The sequence below is a fragment of the Micromonospora musae genome, from assembly GCF_003626545.1.
In the GTDB taxonomy this organism is placed as follows: domain Bacteria; phylum Actinomycetota; class Actinomycetes; order Mycobacteriales; family Micromonosporaceae; genus Micromonospora; species Micromonospora musae.
In genome coordinates this window covers 794,556-813,962 of record NZ_RAZS01000002.1, presented here as the reverse complement: position 1 = coordinate 813,962, position 19,407 = coordinate 794,556, and the positions used below count along the sequence as shown (strand labels likewise).

The window sequence follows — 19,407 nt, the reverse complement described above, 5'->3', positions numbered from 1 at the left end:
GACCGGACCGGACCGCACCGGTCGCGGGCCCGAGCGGCGATAACCTGCGTCACCGTTACCGTTTAGCGCGCTTTGGTGAGCGCACGATCGGTTGTCCCGCCTTGCGGTGGGACGGTCCCGGTCTTGCCGGCTGACGCCGTGCCGGGTTCACGCTTCACAGCCACCTGCCCGCGCGCGTGGGTCTTCTGGTCGGCTCCACGTGCTGCCACCGAGCCACTCCCGGCGGTGTCGAACTCAGCCGCCAAGGCGGCCAGGTTGAGCGCGGCGTTGCGGTCACGGTCCATGACCAGACCGCACGCCTCGCATTCGTACTCGCGCTCGGACAGGGCCAGCTTGGTTTTCACCGCGCCACAACCCGAGCAGGTCTTCGAGGACGGGTACCAGCGGTCGGCCGTGAGCAGTCGGCCACCGTTCCACGAGGTCTTGTACGCCAACTGTCGACGGATCTCGGCGAACCCGGCGTCGGCGATATGCCGGGCGAGCCGCCGATTGCGCATCATCCCGGCCACGTTGAGATCTTCGACCACAATCGTGCCGTGCGTCGTGGCGAGTCGAGTGGTGAGCTTGTGCAGACCGTCGCGGCGCACGTTCGCCACCCGGGCGTGCGCGCGGCCGAGCCGGGCCGCCGCCCGCTCCCACCGCTTCGACGGCCGCCGTCCGGTGCGCCGGTCCGGGCCGCTCTTACGCGACAGGGACCGGCCCAGTGAGAGCATCCGCTGCCGCGCGGCCACCAGGTGGCGCGGGTTCGGTACGAGCTCTCCGGTGGAGAGCACCGCGAGGTGCTTGATCCCGACGTCCACGCCGACCACCGTGTCCGGCCGGGCCGGGATGCATTCGGCACGCTCGACCTCGACGGTGAAAGACACGTGCCAGCGGCCGCCTTCACCACGCACGGTGGCGCACATGATCCGCGCGGTGCCGTTGTCTACACGGCGGGCGAGCTTGCGGGCGGATTCGTGCAGCTTCAACCGGCCCAGCCTGGGCAGCACCACGTGCATGCGGTCGGGTTCGACGCGGATCGCGCCGGTGGTGAACCGCACGCTGGGTGTGGTGCGGCGGCGGGACTTGAAGCGAGGGAATCCGACCGGGCGCCCGGCCCGCCTGCCCTTACGGGAGTCGGACCAGTTCTTCAAGCCACGCGCGAGAGCGTCCAGGCCGGTGTTGAACGCCTCTTTGGACACCTCGGCCCACCACGGCGCCACCTCAGGCTTCGCGGCGTTCCACGTCTTACGCAGCCCGGCAAGCGACCACGACAGCGACGGCGTTAACTGCTCGTCTGGCACACCGTAGGAACGCTCCGCCGTCCGCTGGTCCATCACGGCCTTGACCTGGGCGAGAGCCCAGTTGTGCGCGACCCTGGCCGCGCCGACGTGGGCGAGGACGGCGCGTTCCTGGCCGCGGCTGAGGTCGAGAGCGAACCGGTACGCCTGGATCGTCTTCACGCAGGACCGTCCTCGGTGACGGCTTCGACCGCGCGGCGGGCGCGGTTCGCGGCACCGCGGCGACCATACAGGCGGGCGCACAGTGACGTCAGGATCTCGGTCACGTCCCGAACGAGGTCATCATCGACCTCGGCGGGATCAACCACCAGCAGCCGACGGCCCTGCGCGGACAGAGCGGCCTCCACGTACTCAGCGCCGAACCGGCCGAACCGGTCTCGGCGCTCGACCACAATGGTGGTCACCGCCGGATCGCTCAGCAGGGCGAGGAACTTCTTGCGGTGCCCGTCGAGGGCCGAGCCGACCTCAGTCACCACTCGATCGACCGCGAGTTTCCGCCCGGTGGCCCACACCGTCACCCGAGCGACCTGCCGATCCAGGTCCGGCCGCTGATCGGCCGACGACACCCGGGCGTACACCACGGTCTGCCCGGTGCCGGTGGTGACGCCGGTTACCGGCTCCCCCACCATGATCAGCCGGCCAACCCGGTACGTCGGAACAGGCAGCGTTCCCGCCGCATACTGCCGCCGCGCGGTGATATACGCGATGCCGGTCGACGCCGCCCACTCCTTCAAATTCACACGAGCACCATAGCAACCCAAAGAGCGCTAAAGAACCCCAACACGTCGGCAGTTGTTACCCCCACACCGGGACTCCCCGGCCGACGCCCGAAGGCGGGCGGCTCCGACCTCGGCGCGGGACCCGGAGACGGTGGTGGGGCCGTCCGACACCGGACGGCCCCACCAGCGTGCGATCGGCGGTTACCGCAGCTCGTACGCCCGGATCACGGTCGTGGTCACCACCGCGCCCGCCGAGTCGGCCACGCGGGCACGCAGCGAGACGAAGCCGGCCCGGCCCGGGTGCCCGACCACCGCGGTGTGGCTGCCCAGCAGCGAGAGCACCGGCGCCTTGGCCCAGTGGGCGCCGTCGTCGTAGGAGACCTCCACCTCCACCTTGGCGATCTTGCCGGCGCCGGCCTGTCGGGTGAAGGTCAGCGGCACCGCCGCCAGGCCGTGCTTCTTCGCCGTGTTGGTGCCGTCGAGGCGAGGTGCGAAGCCGACCGCGGTCAGCGGCAGCGCAGTGCCGGTGGCGGTGTACGCCGAGTCGAACTCCCACACGGTCTCCACGCGGGTGGAGAGCCGCGTCGGCGCCGGCTGGGTGAAGCCGTACGAGAGCCGGTAGCGGGACCGTCCCGGCTCACCGACGTCGATTCCGGCGTACGCCCCGGCCCGCTCCTCGACCAGCGTGTCACCGCGGTAGAGCGCCAGCTTCCCGGTGAGCCCCGCCGGGTCGGCGGAGCCCCGGTGGCCGGCGGCGTCGGCGTAGCCGTCGAGCCGGAGCAGGAATTCGTTGCCCCGCCGCTCGACCACCGGGTACTCCGGGAACGCCGGGGTCATCGGCGTGGTGAAGACCCCGTAGTTCCACCGCTCGGTGTAGTCCTTCCCGGCCCGGTACTCGGTCCGCTGCGCGGTGAGCTCCGACAGACGACGGTAGTCCGCCCCCGCGCCGACGCCCTCCTCGAAGGTCGACTCCCAGCCGAGGTTGCCGGCGTAGTACTCGGTCCGCTGCGCCGGCAGCGTCGTACGGGGCAGGACGAGGCCGTCGGGGTAGTCGACGCCGGGGATCACCGGGTAGTTGACCCGGGTACCCACGCCGCCGACCGCCGCCGCCGCGTAGCCGGCCCGGACCTCGGCCACGTCGCGTCGGTCGAGGTGGCGGGTGAAGCCGGTGACGAACGAACCGGTCTGGTACCACCCGGTCTGGTAGGTGTACGGGCTGGCGGTGAAGTCACCGTTGCGGTCGGGGCGGGCGAAGAGCGCCGTCACGGAGGTGATCAGCCCCGCGACCTTCTTCGGGCCCAGGTCGGCGGTGTAGATGGAGCCCGGATCGCCGGTGAGGCTCATGGCGAAGAGCTGCGGCGCGCCGGTCTGCTGGACCTCGACCTCACCGATGACCGGTGCGGCGTCCCGGTCGGGAAGCCGGATGTCCACCGGCCGGGCCCGGCGGCCGTCGAGCGCCAGCGTCGTCGACCGGTCGATGGTCATCCGGCCGTTGGCCAGCACGGTGCCCGTGCCGTCGGCGCTGATGCCCATGCTGAGCACCACGTAGTCCCCCATCGGTACCCGCAGCGTCTCCGTGCTGTCGTAGCTGACCACGAACTCGCCGGTGGCGAGGTTGCCGAGCTGGGTGACGACCTCCTGCGGGGCGTCGGTCCGGGCGGTGACCTTCAGCTGGACGTCGGCGGAGGGCTGCTCCCGGAAGACGCTGAACGGCGTCTGGACGCTCACCCCGTCCGCGGTGGCGACCAGCCGACCGCCGAAGGTGCCGTACGCGGCGCCGCCGGCCCGGGTGTCGGCGGTGAGCCGGACCGAGGCCTGCCCGTGCGCGGGCACGGTGAGGGTGCCACTCTCCAACGTGATCACGCCGGCCGGCAGGTCTCCGGTCACGGCCAGCCGCAGGGTGATCGGCGCGTCGGCGTCGTTGCGGTACGTCACCGGCCGGCTGATCACGTCCTGGGCGTCGTGCGGGTACGACCGGAAGCCGAAGTTGACCACGGGCGGGTCGGCGGCGACCGGCTGGGTGAAGGCCCTGGCCACGTCGAGCTGGCCGGCGCCCTGACCGAAGAGTTCGATCGTCGCGCTGGGCCGTGCCGAACCCATCAGCGCCGACTTGAGCTGGCCGGCCCGCCAGTCGGGGTGCGCCTGGGCGAGCAGCGCCGCCGCGCCCGCGACGTGCGGGCTTGCCATCGAGGTGCCGCTGAACGAGACGTACTGCTCGCCGGCCGGGGCGACGTCGGCGGTGGCGGAGCGGGCCGCGGTGATCGCCGTACCGGGGGCGGTGATCTCCGGCTTGACCGCGTAGTCCTCGAGCCGGGGGCCCTGGCCCGAGTCCCAGCTGCGCGCGCCGGTCTTGTCGACGTTGCCGACGGCGAGGGCGGCGTCGGCCGAGGCCGGTGAGCCGACCGACTGCGGCACCCAGCCGCTGTTGCCCGCGGCGGCGACGAAGAGGGTGCCGTACCGGGCGGTGAGGTCGTTGACCGCGGCCTCGATCGGGTCGATGCCGGGCTGGTCGTCGGCGCCGAGGCTGAGGTTGACCACCCGCGCGCCGGACTCGGCCGCCCAGCGCAGCCCCTCGAGGATCGCCGAGTCGGGGCAGGCCGCGCCGAGGCCCTGGTAGCTGAAGCAGACCTTGCCGACCAGCAGGTTCGCCCCGGGCGCCATGCCCCGGTAGCGACCGCCGGAGGCGGCGCCGGTGCCGGCCAGGATGGAGGCGACGTGGGTGCCGTGCCCGGCCAGGTCGTCGTCGGTCGTCTCGTAGTCGGTGACGAAGTTCCGCTGGGCGAGCACCCGCCCGGCGAAGTCGGGGTGGGTGTTGTCGATCCCGCTGTCGAGCACCGCCACGGTCACGCCCGAGCCGTCGTAGCCGGCGGCCCAGACCGCCGGGGCGCCGCTGGCGGGCACACTCACGTCGAGGGCGGGTTTGCGGATGCCGTCCAGCCAGAGCTTTCCGGTACGCAGCGAGCCGCGCAGCGTCGGCCAGTTGCGCGCCAGGTCGGCGACCGGGATCTCGGTGGCGAAGCCGTCGACCGAGGCGAGGCGTCGCTGCGCGGTCAGTCCGCGCATGCCGGTCAGGTCGGAGGCGATCAGGGGAAGCTCCCCGCGTCGGTCGAAGCCGTCGGCGAGGAGTTGGGTCACGTTGAACAGTCGCTCGTCGAGCCGATCCTGGCGCAGCAGCCCGAGCGCGTCGGAGGGCACCACGTACTGGTCGTCGCCGTGCTGGTAGCGGAGGAACTGCACGCCGTGGCGCGGGACGACCGCGATCCGGCCGGACGAGGACTCGATCCGGTCGCCGGTGATCAGGGTCAGGGTGCGGGTCGGTTGCCGAGTGGGTTCGGCCACCGCCGGCGCCTCGGCCGAGGTCGCGGCAGGTGCCTCGGCCGAGGTCGCGGCGGGGGCCGGTGGTGTGGGGCCGGCGCTGGCCGGGCCGCCCCCGATCAGCAGCCCGGCGACGGTCACGAGGGCAAGCGCGCCGTAAGGGGTCGAACGGCGTATTCGCATGCGTGCTCCTTTGCATGGCGGCAGAGCACGCCACCGGCCGGTTCGCAGCAGCCGGGAACGCGCCCTGTCCGAAGAGGATCCGTGCGGCGGTTTTCGCACTGTCAATGCGATAACTCGCCCGGACGCCAATGCTTGTGGATCATCGCCCGGCTGTCGAGCCCGCCGAAGATCACGTAATGGCAACCCTTCGTCGGGTAGGCCCCACGTGGACGAGCGCCCGGCGATCCCGCCGGGCGCTCGTCACTGCTGTGGATGGTCAACTCGGGTTCCACGAAGTCGGGGTGTCGCACGGCTGGAACAGCCCGACATCAAGGAACCCGAGTCGATCAACCAAGCCCGGACCTCGTCCGGGTGCGTGGCCCCGTCAGCCGGCCGGGACCGACGCGGCGGGCCGGCCGGCGATCGGCACGTCGACGGCGAGCAGGGCACCGTCGAGCGGCCCCGGGTCGGTCAGGCCGTACGCGGCGGTGGTCACGAAGAGTCGGCGCAGCCCGGGGCCACCGAAACAGACACTGGTGGGCTGCTCCGCCGGCAGCCGGATCTCCCGGTCCAGCACGCCGTCCGGCCGATAGCGGCGCACCGCCGAGCCGCCCCAGAGCGCCACCCAGAGGTGGTCCTCGGCGTCGACGGTCATGCCGTCCGGGGCGCCCTCGGCCGGGTCGAGCCGCAGGAACGGCGTCCGCTCCCCGAGGGCGCCGGTGCGGACGTCCACGGAGAACCTGTCGACGTGCCCGCGCGGGGTGTCGGCCAGGTACATGGTGGTGCCGGCGCCGTCGAAGGCCGGGCCGTTGGCGATGGTCAGCCCGGTCACCACCGGCACCGGCGCGGCCCCCGGGTCGATCCGGTAGAGCGAGCCGCCGCCGGGCGTTCCGGCGTACGTCATGCTGCCCGCCCAGAACCGACCGTGCGGGTCGGCCACCGCGTCGTTCATCCGGGCCGGCTCGGGATTCCCACCCTCCAGCTCGGCGACGACGCGATGCCCGCCGTCGGCGCCGAGCCGGGCGACGCCGGTGCCGGCGGCGGCGAGCCACTCCCCCGGCTCTCCGGCCACCGGCGCGACCGCACCCAGCGGCACGTCCAGCCGGCACAGCTCGGCCAGCGGCGCGGGGCCGTCGCCGGTGGTGCCGAGCAGACGCCCGGCGAGCAGGTCCACCAGCACGAGCCGGTCGTCCACCCAGCGGGCGCCCTCACCCAGCTCCAGCCGGTCGGCGCTCCACGCGGTCGGCTCGGTCAGCTCCATCTCTCCTCCTCGGTCGGTGGTCGGCGTCCGGCCTCGGTCAGCGCGGGGACGGTACGGCCGGCGCGTCGGCCACCGCCGCGCGGAAGGCGGCCGCCCGGGCGCGCAGCGCGTCGAGGTCACCGCCGCGCACCGCGTCGCCGAGCAGCGGCGAGCCGACCCCGACGGCCACCGCGCCCCGAGCCAGGTACTGCCGGGCGCTCTCGGCGTCCACCCCGCCGACGGGCACGAACGGGACGTCCGGCAACGGGTCGCGCAGCGCCCCGAGGTAGCCGGGCCCGCCGATCGAGGCGGGGAAGAGCTTGACCGCGGCAGCGCCGGCCGCCCGGGCGCCGAGCACCTCGGTCGGGGTGAGCGCACCGGCGAGGACCGGCAGCCCGAGCCGGGGCGCTTCGTCGAGGCTCTCGGCGAGCGCCGGGGTGACCAGGAAGGACACCCCCGCGTCGGCGGCCGCGCGAGCGTCGGCGACGCTGAGCACGGTGCCCGCGCCGAGGCCGAAGTCGGGACCGAGCGCGGCCCGGGCCCGACGCAGCGTGCCGAGAGCGTCCGCGCTGGTCAACGACACCTCGATCAGGGCCACGCCGCTGTCGGCGAGGGTCAGGACGGCGGCGAGCGCCGCCTCCGGGTCCGGGCCGCGCACGATGGCGAGCAGCCGGTGGGTACGCAGGGCGTCGGTCAGGTTCACCGGGGACCTCTCTGTCGGTGCGCGGAGACGGTCAGCCGCCAGGCGACCTCCCCGCTCGGTGGGACGAGCGCCGCGTCCTCGGGCCCGGCGTCGGCCAGGTCGAAGGCGGCGCCGAGCATCGGCTCCACGCCGACGCTGCGGTAGGGGGCCGCCTCGGGCCAGCCCCCCAGGTTGCGCCAGAGCCCGACGCCCACCGGCTGGCCGTCGCAGGCCAGCTCGAAGGTGAGCACGTCGGGCGCGTCCACCACCCGGACCCGGGGACAGTCCACCAGCACCGCGCCGACGGCGGTGCCGTCGTCCGGGCCGAGGGCGTCCAGCGCCAGACCGGCCGGCGTGGGCCAGTCGCCGGGAAGCCACGGCCGTCCGGCCGGCCAGGTCTCCGGCGGCAGCAGCGCGGCAGCCTCCGGATGCAACCGCGTCGAGGTGCCCGTGGGCGTCTCCAGTCGGGCCGCCGGTGACAGGTCGAGCAGGGCGTGTGCCGCCCAGAGGAAGCGGTACCCGGGGTCAGCGGCGAGCCGGTAGTCGACCACGATCACACCGGAGCGCTCGGCGAGGCGGCGGGTGAGGGTGAACTGCGGGCAGTCGACGACCCCGGTGCCGGGGTCCGTCTCCCGCCAGGGGCGGGACCAGACGTCACCGTGGTCGGGGTTGCCCCGCACCGTGGGCAGGCACTCCTCCAGCCCGCCCGCGTCCACGAAGGCCGCGCCCGGCGAGACCCCCTCCCGACCCGGTTCGGGACCCAGCCAGAGCCACTCCCGCCCGCCGCCGCGCAGGCTGGTCCAGCGTCCACCCAGCGCGAGATCGACCTCGGCGCGCAGCGGCACCGGCCACTCCGGATCGGGCCCGGTCCCGGCGGTGGGCGCCGGCTGTGGGCGCGGACCGGCCGGCTCGTGCGGCCGCGCCCCGGTGGGCGTCACCATTCGGCGAACGACCCGTCCGGGTGGCGCCAGACCGGGTTGCGCCAGGCGTGCGGGCTCTTCGCGGCCCGCCGCACCGCCGCCTCGTCGATGGTGATGCCGAGGCCGGGCCCGTCGAACCGGACGATGTGCCCGTCGGTGAACCGGAACGGCTCCGGGTCGATCAGGTAGTCCAGCAGCTCCGAGCCACCGTTGTAGTGGATGCCGATGCTCTGCTCCTGGATGAGGAAGTTCGGCGTCGCGAAGGCCACCTGGAGGCTGGCCGCGAGCGCGATCGGGCCGAGCGGGCAGTGCGGCGCGAGCAGGGCGCCGTACGTCTCCGCGAGCGCCGCGATCCGCCGTACCTCGGAGATGCCACCCGCGTGCGACAGGTCGGGCTGCACCACCGACACCCCGGCCTGCAACGGGGTGAGGAACTCCGTCCGTGAGTAGAGGCGCTCGCCGGTGGCGACCGGCACCGGCGAGCTGGCGACCACGTCACGCAGGTGGTGGGCCTGGTCCGGGAGCAGCGGCTCCTCGACGAAGAACGGCCGCAGCGGCGCCAGCTCGGGCAGGATGCGGCGCACCGCGGCGAGCCCGGCGCGGCCGTGGAAGTCCAGCGCGATGTCGCGTTCGTCGCCGAGCACCGCCCGGGCGGCGGCGACCCGGCCGACGACCTCGTCGATCTCCGCCGGGGTGGGGATCGGGGAGAGCTGGCCGCAGGCGTTCATCTTCAGCCCGGTCAGTCCGGCGGCCATCTGCTCGGCGGCGGCGTCGGCGATCTCGGCGGGTTCGTCCCCGCCGATCCAGGAGTAGATGCGCACCCGGTCCCGGACCGGCCCGCCGAGCAGGGCGTGCACCGGAACGCCGTACGCCTGCCCGGTGATGTCCCACAGCGCCTGGTCCAGGCCGGCGACGGCGCTGGAGAGGACCGGGCCGCCGCGGTAGAAGCCGCCCTTGGTCAGCACCTGCCAGTGCTGCTCCACGCGGAGCGGGTCCTCCCCGACGAGGTACTCGGCGAGCACCTCGACCGCGGCGCGGACCACTTCGGCCCGCCCCTCCACCACCGGCTCGCCCCAGCCGACCAGACCGGTGTCGGTCTCCACCCGGCAGAACAACCACCTCGGCGCGACCAGGAAGGTCTCGATCCGTTCGATCTTCACTGCGTTACCCCTTCGTTCGTGACCGCGGGGCTCGCAAGCTCACTGGTCGCACTCACTGGTCGTACTCACCGGTCGCCGTCTGGTCCGCGCAGCTTCTCGACGTCCCGCACGGCCTTGGCGAGCAGTTCACACATCGCCGCCTCGGCGGCGCGGTCGTCGCCGGCGCGGATCGCGTCGACCACGGCGCGGTGGCTGGGGACGGGATCGTCGTCGCTGTCGCGGCCGTGCACCAGCCGGTCGCGCTCGGCGAGCCCGGTCTTCATCACCACTTCCATCCGGACCAGCAGCTCGTTGTGGGTGGCGGCGAGCAGGCCCCGGTGGAACGCGAGGTCGGCGGCGACGGCGGCCGCCGGCCGGCCCCGCGCGTCGGACATCGCGTCCAGCGCCGCGTCGAGCGCCGCCACGTCCTCGGCGCTGGCCCGGGAGGCGGCCAGCCGCGCCGCGGCCGGCTCGATGATCGAGCGGACCTCGTGCAGCTGGTCGATGAGGAGCGGATCGGCCCCGTCGGCGAACTGCCAGCGGATCACGTCACCGTCGAGCAGGTTCCAGTCGGCGCGGGGCCGGACGAAGGTGCCGCGTTTCTGCCGGGCGTCCACTATGCCCTTCGCGGTGAGGACCTTGAGCGCCTCGCGGAGGGCGGTGAGACTGACGTCCAGCTCCTCCTGGAGCGCGGCGAGGTTCAAGGTGTCGCCTTCGGCGATCTCCCCGGTGAGGATGCGCCGGGCGATCACCTCGACGGTGTGTCCATGGACACCACGGCCTGCGTACTGTGCCAATGCTCTTCGCGCCTTCTTCGCTCGTCGGTCTCGATCTGTCAGGCCGAGGCTTTCATCGCGGTCCATCCACCGTCCACCACCAGGCTCGTGCCGGTGACGAAGGCGGCGTCCGGCGAGGCGAGGAAGGCGACCACGGCGGCGACCTCCTCCGGCGCTCCGAATCGCTTGGCGACCGTCTCCGCGACGCTGCGTCGACGGTCCTCCTCCCCGATGCCGTCCCAGGCGCCGGTGAGGATCGGGCCCGGCAGCACGCTGTTGACCCGTACGTGGGGGCCGTACTCGACGGCGAGCTGCCGGCCGAGGGCGACCAGGGCGCCCTTCGCCGCCGCGTAGGCGGGCCGGCCGGGCAGCCCGATCAGGGCGTGCACCGAGGAGATCAGCACGACCGCGCCGGAGCGGTCGACGAGGTCGTCGAGGCAGGCCCGGACGCCGAGGAAGGCGGCGGTGAGGTTGACGCCGAGCTGGTGGTCCCAGGATGCCCGGCTGGTGCGGTGCGCGGGGGCGATCTCGACGGTGGAGGCGTTGCTGACCAGGATGTCGACCGGGCCGAGCTCGGCGCGCACCCGGTCGATCGCGGCGGCCCAGGACGCCTCGTCGGAGACGTCGGCCACGATGGACAGCCCCTCGCCACCGGCGGCGGTCAGCGCCTCGGTCGCCGGGGCGGGGTCGCGGACGTCGAGCAGGGCGACGCGGGCCCCCTCCGCGGCGAGGCGACGTGCCGTGGCCGCGCCGATCCCGCCGTAGGCGCCGGTGACCACCGCTGTCTTGCCGTCCAATCGGCGTACGACCGGATCCATCGATCACCCCAGGCACCGTTTAACCATTAATTACGAATACATCTTGACAGTGAGAGTACCCCGGATGCAACCTTCTGGTCACACCGTTAACGAGACCGACACCGAGCGCCGCGTCGCACCGTGTCGATGAGGAAGGGACCACCTGTGACCGACTTCGATCCCGGTCGCCGCCGATTCCTCGGCAACCTCGGGCTCGCGGGCCTGGGCGCGCTCGGCGCCGGCTCGTTGCTGAGCGCCTGCGCCAGCTCCGCCAGCGGACCGGCGAAGAGCGGCGGCTCCGGCGCCGTGACCATCCAGTCCAACCTCTCCTCGCCGCAGGCCAAGACGGCGATCGAGAAGCTCGCCGAGAACTTCAACAAGCTGGGCAAGGGCACCGCCTCGGTCAACACGATCGCCTCGGAGACCTTCCGCACCCAGCTGCCGACCTACCTGACGTCGGCCAACCCGCCGGACCTCTACACCTGGTACGCGGGCTCGGTCGCCAACGACTACGCCAGCAAGGGCCTGCTGCTCGACGTCTCCGACGTGTGGCAGGGGCTCGGTGAGTACCCGCAGTCGTTGAAGACCCTCTCCACCGACGCCGCCGGCAAGCAGGTCTTCGTGCCGATGACCAACTACTGGTGGGGCTTCTTCTACCGCAAGAGCAACTTCGCCAAGTGGGGGGTCCAGGAGCCGAAGACCTGGGCCGACTTCCTCGCCGTCTGCGAGACCCTGAAGAGCAAGGGCGTCCCGCCGATCGGCATCGGCCTCGGCGACACCCCCTGGGTCGCCTCGGCCTGGTTCGACTACCTCAACATCCGCATCAACGGCGCCCCGTTCCACCGCGAACTGCTCGCCGGCAAGCAGCGCTTCGACGACCCGAAGGTCAAGGCCGTCCTCACCCGCTGGCGGGAGGTCCTGCCGTACTTCGACCCGAAGGGCAAGGCGTACCCGTTCCAGGAGGCGACCACCGCGCTGCTCGCCGGCAAGACCGGCATGTTCCTGATCGGCACCTTCTTCGCCGACGCCGCGCCGAAGGACGCCCTGGGCGACCTGGACTTCTTCCGCTTCCCGATCATCGACCCGGCGGTGCCGGTGGCCGAGGAGGCGCCCACCGACGGCTTCTTCGCCAGCGCCAAGAGCGCCAACCCGGCCGGCACCAAGGAGCTGCTGAGGTACTTCGCCTCCGTCGAGGCGCAGGAGGAGTACGTCAAGTCCAGCTCCGGCATCGTGCTGCCGGTGCACCCGAAGGCCAAGGCCGCCGACTCGCCGCTGGTGAGCAAGGGCAAGGCGATACTGGAGAGCGCCGCCGAGCTGACCCAGTTCTTCAACCGGGACTCCAGCGACGCGCTCCAGCCGACCGCGGACACGGCGCTCACCAAGTTCATGGACAAGCCCGACCAGATCGACGCGATCCTCCGCGAGTGGCAGGCGTCCGCCGAGAAGGTCTTCAAGGGCTGACGTGGCAAACGTGTCCACAATCGCCGAGACACCCGGGACGACGGCGTCCACGGTGGCCGGCGCTCCCCGGCGGCGGCGACGGTCGAACCGACTGTCGCCGCTGCTGGTGGCGTTCGTGCTGGTGCCCTTCGCGGTCGAGAGCATCTGGGTCTTCTGGCCGGCCCTGCAGGGATTCTGGTTCTCGCTGACCCGCTGGGACGGCCAGACGCCACCCGAGTTCATCGGCGTCGACAACTACGTCGAGCTGGCCGGGGACGCCACGTTCCGCGGCGCCCTGCTCAACACGGTCATCTGGCTGGTCCTCTTCGGCGGGCTCTCCGTCGTCGGTGGCTTCGGGATGGCGCTGCTGCTGCAGAAGGAGCGGCGGGGCGTCGGCTTCTACCGCGCCGCGCTCTTCACCCCGGTGGTCTTCTCCCTGGTGGTCACCGCCCTGGTCTGGCGGGTCTTCTACCAGCCGGACGGGGTGGCCGACCAGATCCTGCGCACGATCGGGCTGGAACACCTGATCCGGCCCTGGCTCGCCGATCCGCAGACCGCCCTCTACGCGGTGATCCTGCCGGCCCTGTGGCGGCAGATCGGCTACGTGATGGTGCTCTTCCTCGCCGGCCTCAAGGCGATCGACCCTGCGCTGCACGAGGCCGCCCGGATGGACGGGGCGAACGGCTGGCAGCGGCTGTGGTACGTGACGGTCCCCCAGCTCAAGGGCGTCAACGCGGTCGTGCTCTCGGTCATCGTGATCGACTCGCTGCGCTCGTTCGACATCGTCTGGTCGCTGACCAAGGGCGGGCCGTACCACTCCTCCGAGCTGCTCAGCACCTACATGTACTCGGCCGCCTTCCAGAGCCTGCGGCTCGGGTACGCGTCGGCCATCGCCGTGGTGATCTTCGTGCTCGCGCTCGCCGTCATCCTCGGCTACCTCGTCCGCGCATTCCGGGAGGAAGCGTGATCCGCAAGCTCCGCACCGGGACCTTCCACACCGGGATGATCCTGCTCTCGCTGCTCTGGCTCGGGCCGGTGATCTGGGTGGTGGTGATGTCCACCCGCACCTTCGACGACATCGCCGCCAACGGCGTGGGCAGCCTGCCGCACTCGTTCACCCTCGACACCTACCGGCAGGCGTGGGTCGACGGCGGCGAGCTGCGGGCGTTGATCAACAGCCTGCTGGTCACCGTCCCCTCGGTGGTGCTGAGCCTGGCGCTGGCCGCGGTCGCGGCGTTCGCGTTGAGCCGCTACCGGATCCCCGGCCGGCGGACCATCCTGCTGCTGATGCTCGCCGGCAACCTGCTGCCACCACAGATCCTGCTCATCCCGGTGCAGAAGTTCAGTGAGCTGACCGGGCTGTACGACACCCTCTGGGCGTTGATCACCGTTCAGGTCGGCTTCGGGCTGGGCTTCTACACGTTCGTGCTGCACGGCTTCATGCGCGACCTGCCCGGCGAGATCCAGGAGGCGGCGACGATCGACGGCGCGGGCCCCGCGCAGATCTTCGCCCGGGTGATGCTGCCGCTGACCCGACCGGCGCTGGCCGCCCTCGGGGCGCTCTCCTTCACCTGGATCTTCAACGACCTGCTCTGGGCCATCACGGTGCTGCGCACCGACGATCGGATGCCGGTCACCCCGGCGCTGCTCGCGCTCCAGGGCCAGTTCGTCTCCTCGTGGAGCGTGATCGCCGCCGGCACGGTAATCGCGGCGGTGCCGACCGTCGCGGTCTTCCTGCGCTTCCAGCGGCACTTCATCGGCGGCCTGGCGATCGGCGCGGTCAAGTGAGCGTCTGCACGGAGGAGAGCAAGTGAGCGAGCACGGTACGGAGACCACGCGGCGGTGGACGCTGCGCGGGGCGCACACCGAGTACGTGGTGACGGTGCCGGCGCACGGGCGCTGGCTGGAGCTCGGCGCGTGGGGGCCGCACGGGGTCAGCGACGGCCCCTCCCCCGTCGCGTACGACGGGCCGGTGCCGTTCCTCACCGCCGGGGACGCCGCCCCGATCGAGTACGCCACCGACGCGGACCGCCCCTTCACCGGCGCCGACCTGGTGGTGGAGACGACCACCGGGCACCGGCGGGTGGCGTTCGACTTCGTCGAGGCGGCGCACGACCCGGCCGCCGGCACTCTCGCGGTCACCTTCGCCGACCCGGTCACCGGGCTGCGCGCGGTGCTGCGGTACGCCGTCGCGGCCGGCACCGACGTGGTCCGGCGCCGGGTGGAGCTGACCAACACCGGCACCGAGCCTCTTCAGCTGGCTCGCGTCGGCTCGGGCGGGTTCTGCGTACCCACCCCGCACGGCGCGCTGCTCAGCCACCAGTGGGGCCAGTGGTCGCAGGAGTTCCAGCTCGAACACGTCGACCTGAAGCACGGGGCGTTCACCATCGGCAGCAGCCAGGGCGTACCGGGGCACCTGCACGTGCCGTGGCTCGCGGTACGGGACCGGGCCGAGCCGGACGGCCCGGCCTGGGCCGTTGCGGTGGCGTGGACCGGCTCGTGGGAGATCACCGCGGAGCGGGACACCGGCGGGCTCACCCGGGTCCGGGCCGGACGCCGGTTGCCGGACGGGCCGCTGGAGCTGCCGGCGGGCGGTGCGCTGACCCTGCCGGAGGTCGCCGGGGCGTACAGCACCGCCGGGTTGGACGGGCTGGCCCGGGTCTGGCACCGCTACCAGCGGGTGCTCGCCGGTGACCGGCTCGTACCCCGGCCGGTGCTCTACAACTCGTGGGAGGCGACCTACTTCGCGGTCGACGCGAAGAGCCAGCTGGAACTGGCCGGGATCGCCGCCGACCTCGGGGTGGAGACCTTCGTGGTCGACGACGGCTGGTTCGTCGGCCGCGACGACGACACCGCCGGGCTCGGCGACTGGACGCCCGATCCGGCCAAGTTCCCCGACGGCTTCGAGGCGTTCGTCGCCGAGGTACGCGGGCTGGGGCTGCGCTTCGGGCTCTGGGTGGAGCCGGAGTGCGTGAACCCGCGCTCGCGGCTCTACGCCGAGCACCCCGACTGGGTCTACCAGGTCGACGGGCGGCCGCTCACCCCGATCCGCAACCAGTACCTGCTGGACCTGGGCCGGCCGGAGGTGGCCGAGTTCGTCCACTCCACGCTGGACGGGCTGCTGCGCCGGTACGACATCGCGTACCTGAAGTGGGACTTCAACCGGCCGCGCACCGAACCCGGCCGGGCCGGCGCGGACGGGCCGCTGGACCTCGACGGCGCGCACGTGAGCGCCCTGCACCGCATCTACGAGCGGCTGCGCCGGGACCACCCGGACGTGCTGATCGAGTCCTGCGCCGGCGGTGGCGCGCGCACCGACCTGGCCATGGCCGCCCGGGCCGACATCTTCTGGCCCAGCGACAACACCGCCCCGCTGGACCGGCTCGCCATCCAGCACGGTTTCCTGCACGCCAACGCCCCGCACCTGCTGAGCTCCTGGGTGACCGACGCGCCCGGGATCTTCGACCCACGGCCGCGGTCCCTGGCGTTCCGGTTCGTCCTCGCGATGGCCGGGGTGCTCGGCATCGGCGCGGACATCCGGCACTGGACGCCGCAGCAGCGCGCCGAGGCCGCCGACTGGATCTCCCGGTACAAGGAGATCCGGGAGGTCGTCACGCACGGCGAGGTGCACCTGATCGGCGGGCCGGACCAGGCCCGCTGCGCGGTCCAGTACACCTCCCCCGACGGGCGGCGGGTGGTCGTGCTGGCCTGGCACACCGGCCGGTCGGACGGCCCCGGCCAGCTGCCGTCGCGCCCGGTCCGGCTGCCGCTGCGCGGCCTCGACCCGGCGGGGCGGTACCGGCACGACGAGCGGAGCTACTCGGGCAGCCACCTGAGCGCCGTCGGGGTGCCGGTGCAGTGGACCCCGACGCACGACGCCGAGTTGATCGTCCTCGACCGGGAGTGAACGCCCACCCGCCCGGCCGCCCGCGACGGGTGGCCGGGCGGGTTCACGGGCGAGCCAGGCGCGGCGCTCACTCCGCCGCGAAGCGGTAGATGACGAAGTCCTTCTCCGCGCCACAGGTGATCACCCGGCTGTTCCACGAGCAGGTGCTGCTGCGTACGCCCACCAGCTCGCCCAGTTCGGTCACCTCGCCGGTGCCCGCGCGTACCCCGGCGACACTGCGGTCGGCCTCCACCGTGCTCGCCGGCTCCGCGAAGACCAGCAGGTTCCCGGCGTCGAGCCGGACGGCGACGCCGCGCCGATCCCGCAGCACCGCCGTGCCGTCCGGGTCGAAGAGGGTGCTCGTGGCCGGTGTGCCGGTCCGGCGGACCAACAGACGTTCGCCGACGGGCACGAGCACGCTCGCGTTCGGCGCCGGCCAGCTCTTCGGCGTCTCGCCCTCGGTCGCCGCCACCACGATGGTCCGCTCGGCCGTCGCGTCCGGCACCTCCAGCAGGCAGGCGCGGTGCTCGCCACAGGCCACCAACGCCTCCGGCCGGCGCCGCTCGTCGGGCGCCCGGTAGAGCACCACCGGCTGCGCCGAGAGCGCGTTCAGGTCGTAGCCGAGCAGTTGAAAGCCGCCCTCGTCGGCGGCGACGAAGAGCCGGTCCTCGTGCGCCACGAGCAGGTCGTCGAGGTCGGCGACGTTGCCCCGGCTGCCGGCGACGGCTCCGCTGTCCATCTCGATCACCCGCACGGAGCGGTCCGCGCCGACCTGGAGCAGACGCCGCCCCGTCGCCCGCCACGGATCCCGGGACCCACCGTCGAGATACCCGGGCCCGGCCTCCGCCTCGTCGGTGCCGACCGGCACGACGGTGGTGCGGGCGCCGCCGTACTCGTCCTGCGGGTTGGGCAGGTCCCACCGTTGCTCGCCGTCGTCGAGGCGCAGACCGACGAGCCGCTTCCCGGCCCGGTCGACGAGCACCGCCACCCGGTCGGTGAAGTAGACGTCGTCGTCGCCGCGGATGGCGCGCTTCCACCGCTGCGCGCCGGTCGCGGCGTCCAGCACCACCATCTCCCGCGGCTCACTGGTGGCGGCTTCGCTGGGGTACGCGACGACCGCGCCCGGCACGGCGACGATCCGCTCCCAGTCGTCGGCGGCGACGTCGGTCGGCTTGCGCCACAGCTCCGCGCCGGTGGCGGCGTCGACCGCCGTCACCTCCAGCCGTCCGTCGCTTCGCCGGTACGCCAGATACCCGCGGTCACCCAGTACGGCGGTCCACATGCCGACGGACCGCTCGTTGCCGGCGGCGACCCGCTTCACCTCCTGCAGCGCGTGGAAGTCCAGCCCCGGATAACGGTCCCGGGTCAGGTAGAGCAGCGTCGCGGTGGCCACCCCGGCGAGGGCGAGCACGGCGCCGAGAACGATCCAGCCCACCCGCCGCCGGCCGGCCCGCGCACCGGCCGCACCGGACGACGGCGACAACAGCGGGCCGGCCGGCGCGGGTTGCGCGGCCGGTCCGCCGAGGTGCCCGGCGGGAGGGCCGGCGGGCGGCGCGGCGGCGGGTTCGCCGAACGGCGATGGCCGGGGAAACGGCGGGGCGGCGGGAGAGTCGGGCCGGTCGACGAGGGTGGCGCCGACGCCGGCCGGCAGCGTCGCCGCGAGTCCCGGCGCAGGTGACGCGCCGGGCGGGCTCGGCACGGCCGCCTCCGACCCCGGCCCCGCCGAGACCGAACCGGGCAGGTGCGCCGCCGGAGCGGACGGGCCGGGCTCCACCGCCGTCGGGGCCGGCCGCTGGGCCGGGACGAGCGGACCGGCACCCACCGCCGCCGGGGCCCGGCCGCGCAGCGGCAGGTCGGTCAACGCGCCCTCGGCGACCGGCAGCTCCGGCTGTTCCAGCACGGTCGGCGCGATGCCCAGATCGGCGTGGAGCATCCGGGCCACCAGCGGGATCCGGGACGACCCGCCGACCAGGAAGAGCCCGGCGAGCCGCTCGGGGGTGAGCCCGGCCGCGCCGATCACCTCCCGGGCGGCGGCGACCGCCCGCTCCAGCAACGGACGGGCGGCCCGCTCGACGTCGTCGCGGGTCAGCCGCACCGGCTCGGCCACGCCGGGCACCACCACCGGCGCGACGGTGCCCCGGGAGAGCGACTCCTTCGCGCCGCGTACCGCCTCCCAGAGCTGCATGGCGTCGCGGCGCGCCACCGCGTCGGCGTGCGCGGCGAGCCGCGCCCACTGCCGCGGGTACCGCCCGGCGACCAGCTCGCCGACCCGGGCGAGCAGCGCCGCGTCGACGTCCAGGCCGCCGAGGTCGGGCAGCCCACCACAGGAGACGACGGTGAAGCCCGAGTCGCCCCACGGGTCGGCGCCCTCGTTGCGTACGACGGCGACGTCCAACGTGCCGCCCCCGAAGTCGAAGACCGCGATCGCCTCGCCGACCGGGACGGGGCGACGCAACACCTCCGTGTAGTAACGGGCCGCCGCCACCGGCTCCCGCAGCAGCCGGGTGCCGGGCGGGGTCGGGCCGGCGAGGGTGTGCTCGGCGACCTGCGGCCAGCCGGCGCGCAGCAGCGCCTCGCCGAGCACCTGCCGCCTGGCGTCGTCCCAGGTCGCCGGGGCGGTGAGCACCGCCGGGGGCAGGAAACCGGCCGCCTCGACCGCGGCCCGCCCGACCGCGTGCAGCACCGCGCCGAGCAGCTCGGCGGGGAGCAGGTCACGCTCACCGAGGCGGACGCTCGCTTCGTCGACGCGGCGCTTCGGGTTCGGCTCGTACCGCAGCGGGTCGGCCTGCGCCAGCCGTCGGGCGTCCAGCCCGGCGTGCAGCCCACCGTCCGGATCGGCGTACACCCCGGACGGCATGATCGGTTGACCGTCCACCAGCAGCGGTCGGGTACGCCCGTCCGGCCAGCGCAGCACCGCCACCGTGTTGGACGTACCGAGGTCGACACCGAGAGCGAAGCCGTCGTGCTGGCCTGCCATCTACCGATACCTCCGCCGTGAGGATGCCCGGTCCCGCATCGTACGCAGCCACCACCGCGCCGCTGACCGGCCGG

General features: G+C 73.4%; 14 protein-coding genes. 4 read left to right on the top strand and 10 right to left on the bottom strand.

Going from position 1 to position 19,407, the window contains the following annotated elements; genetic code table 11:
* Positions 1-62: 62 nt before the first annotated feature.
* From tnpB to D7147_RS07735, 9 genes are all read right to left on the bottom strand, one after another.
* The gene (tnpB, locus tag D7147_RS07775) at positions 63-1,442 is read right to left on the bottom strand and encodes an IS607 family element RNA-guided endonuclease TnpB (protein ID WP_120675031.1); all 1,380 of its coding nucleotides are present in this window, start codon (positions 1,440-1,442) and stop codon (positions 63-65) included.
* Complete coding sequence (locus tag D7147_RS07770) at positions 1,439-2,020, bottom strand: IS607 family transposase (RefSeq protein WP_120675029.1); 582 nt, start codon at positions 2,018-2,020, stop codon at positions 1,439-1,441. The genes tnpB and D7147_RS07770 overlap by 4 nt, the downstream gene beginning before the upstream one ends.
* 180 nt (positions 2,021-2,200) lie before the next feature.
* Positions 2,201-5,497 carry a S8 family serine peptidase gene (locus D7147_RS07765; RefSeq protein ID WP_120675027.1) on the bottom strand — a complete coding sequence of 1,099 codons (3,297 nt, stop codon included), beginning with the start codon at positions 5,495-5,497 and terminating at the stop codon, positions 2,201-2,203.
* Between the two features lie 364 nt (positions 5,498-5,861).
* Entirely contained in the window at positions 5,862-6,737 is an 876-nt protein-coding gene (locus D7147_RS07760; protein ID WP_120675025.1) for an SMP-30/gluconolactonase/LRE family protein, read from the bottom strand.
* Between the two features lie 37 nt (positions 6,738-6,774).
* Entirely contained in the window at positions 6,775-7,419 is a 645-nt protein-coding gene (locus D7147_RS07755) for a bifunctional 4-hydroxy-2-oxoglutarate aldolase/2-dehydro-3-deoxy-phosphogluconate aldolase (RefSeq protein ID WP_120675023.1), read from the bottom strand.
* Positions 7,416-8,243: a hypothetical protein gene (locus tag D7147_RS07750; protein WP_199734103.1), complete on the bottom strand. Its 828-nt coding sequence runs from the start codon at positions 8,241-8,243 to the stop codon at positions 7,416-7,418. Before D7147_RS07750 ends, D7147_RS07755 begins: the two co-directional genes overlap by 4 nt.
* An 89-nt stretch (positions 8,244-8,332) precedes the next feature.
* Entirely contained in the window at positions 8,333-9,478 is a 1,146-nt protein-coding gene (gene dgoD / locus D7147_RS07745) for a galactonate dehydratase (protein ID WP_120675021.1), read from the bottom strand.
* Between the two features lie 65 nt (positions 9,479-9,543).
* Positions 9,544-10,254 carry a FadR/GntR family transcriptional regulator gene (locus tag D7147_RS07740; protein ID WP_120675019.1) on the bottom strand — a complete coding sequence of 237 codons (711 nt, stop codon included), beginning with the start codon at positions 10,252-10,254 and terminating at the stop codon, positions 9,544-9,546.
* 38 nt (positions 10,255-10,292) lie between these two features.
* Entirely contained in the window at positions 10,293-11,051 is a 759-nt protein-coding gene (locus D7147_RS07735) for an SDR family NAD(P)-dependent oxidoreductase (protein WP_120675017.1), read from the bottom strand.
* A 144-nt stretch (positions 11,052-11,195) separates the two neighbouring features.
* On the opposite strand from D7147_RS07735, the gene D7147_RS07730 reads away from it, so the two are divergent.
* From D7147_RS07730 to D7147_RS07715, 4 genes are read left to right on the top strand one after another with little or no spacing between them, the layout of a single operon-like run.
* A complete protein-coding gene (locus D7147_RS07730) occupies positions 11,196-12,491 on the top strand; it encodes an ABC transporter substrate-binding protein (RefSeq protein ID WP_120675015.1) in 1,296 nt (431 codons plus the stop codon).
* Between the two features lie 10 nt (positions 12,492-12,501).
* Complete coding sequence (locus D7147_RS07725) at positions 12,502-13,437, top strand: carbohydrate ABC transporter permease (RefSeq protein ID WP_233562999.1); 936 nt, start codon at positions 12,502-12,504, stop codon at positions 13,435-13,437.
* Complete coding sequence (locus D7147_RS07720) at positions 13,434-14,258, top strand: carbohydrate ABC transporter permease (RefSeq protein WP_233562998.1); 825 nt, start codon at positions 13,434-13,436, stop codon at positions 14,256-14,258. The genes D7147_RS07725 and D7147_RS07720 overlap by 4 nt, the downstream gene beginning before the upstream one ends.
* A gap of 22 nt (positions 14,259-14,280) precedes the next feature.
* Positions 14,281-16,377, top strand: coding sequence for an alpha-galactosidase (locus tag D7147_RS07715; RefSeq protein WP_120675011.1), 2,097 nt, complete (start codon positions 14,281-14,283; stop codon positions 16,375-16,377).
* Positions 16,378-16,444: 67 nt separating this feature from the next.
* Here D7147_RS07715 and D7147_RS07710 read toward each other — a convergent pair whose 3' ends face one another.
* Entirely contained in the window at positions 16,445-19,333 is a 2,889-nt protein-coding gene (locus D7147_RS07710) for an Hsp70 family protein (RefSeq protein WP_120675009.1), read from the bottom strand.
* Positions 19,334-19,407 lie beyond the last annotated feature (74 nt).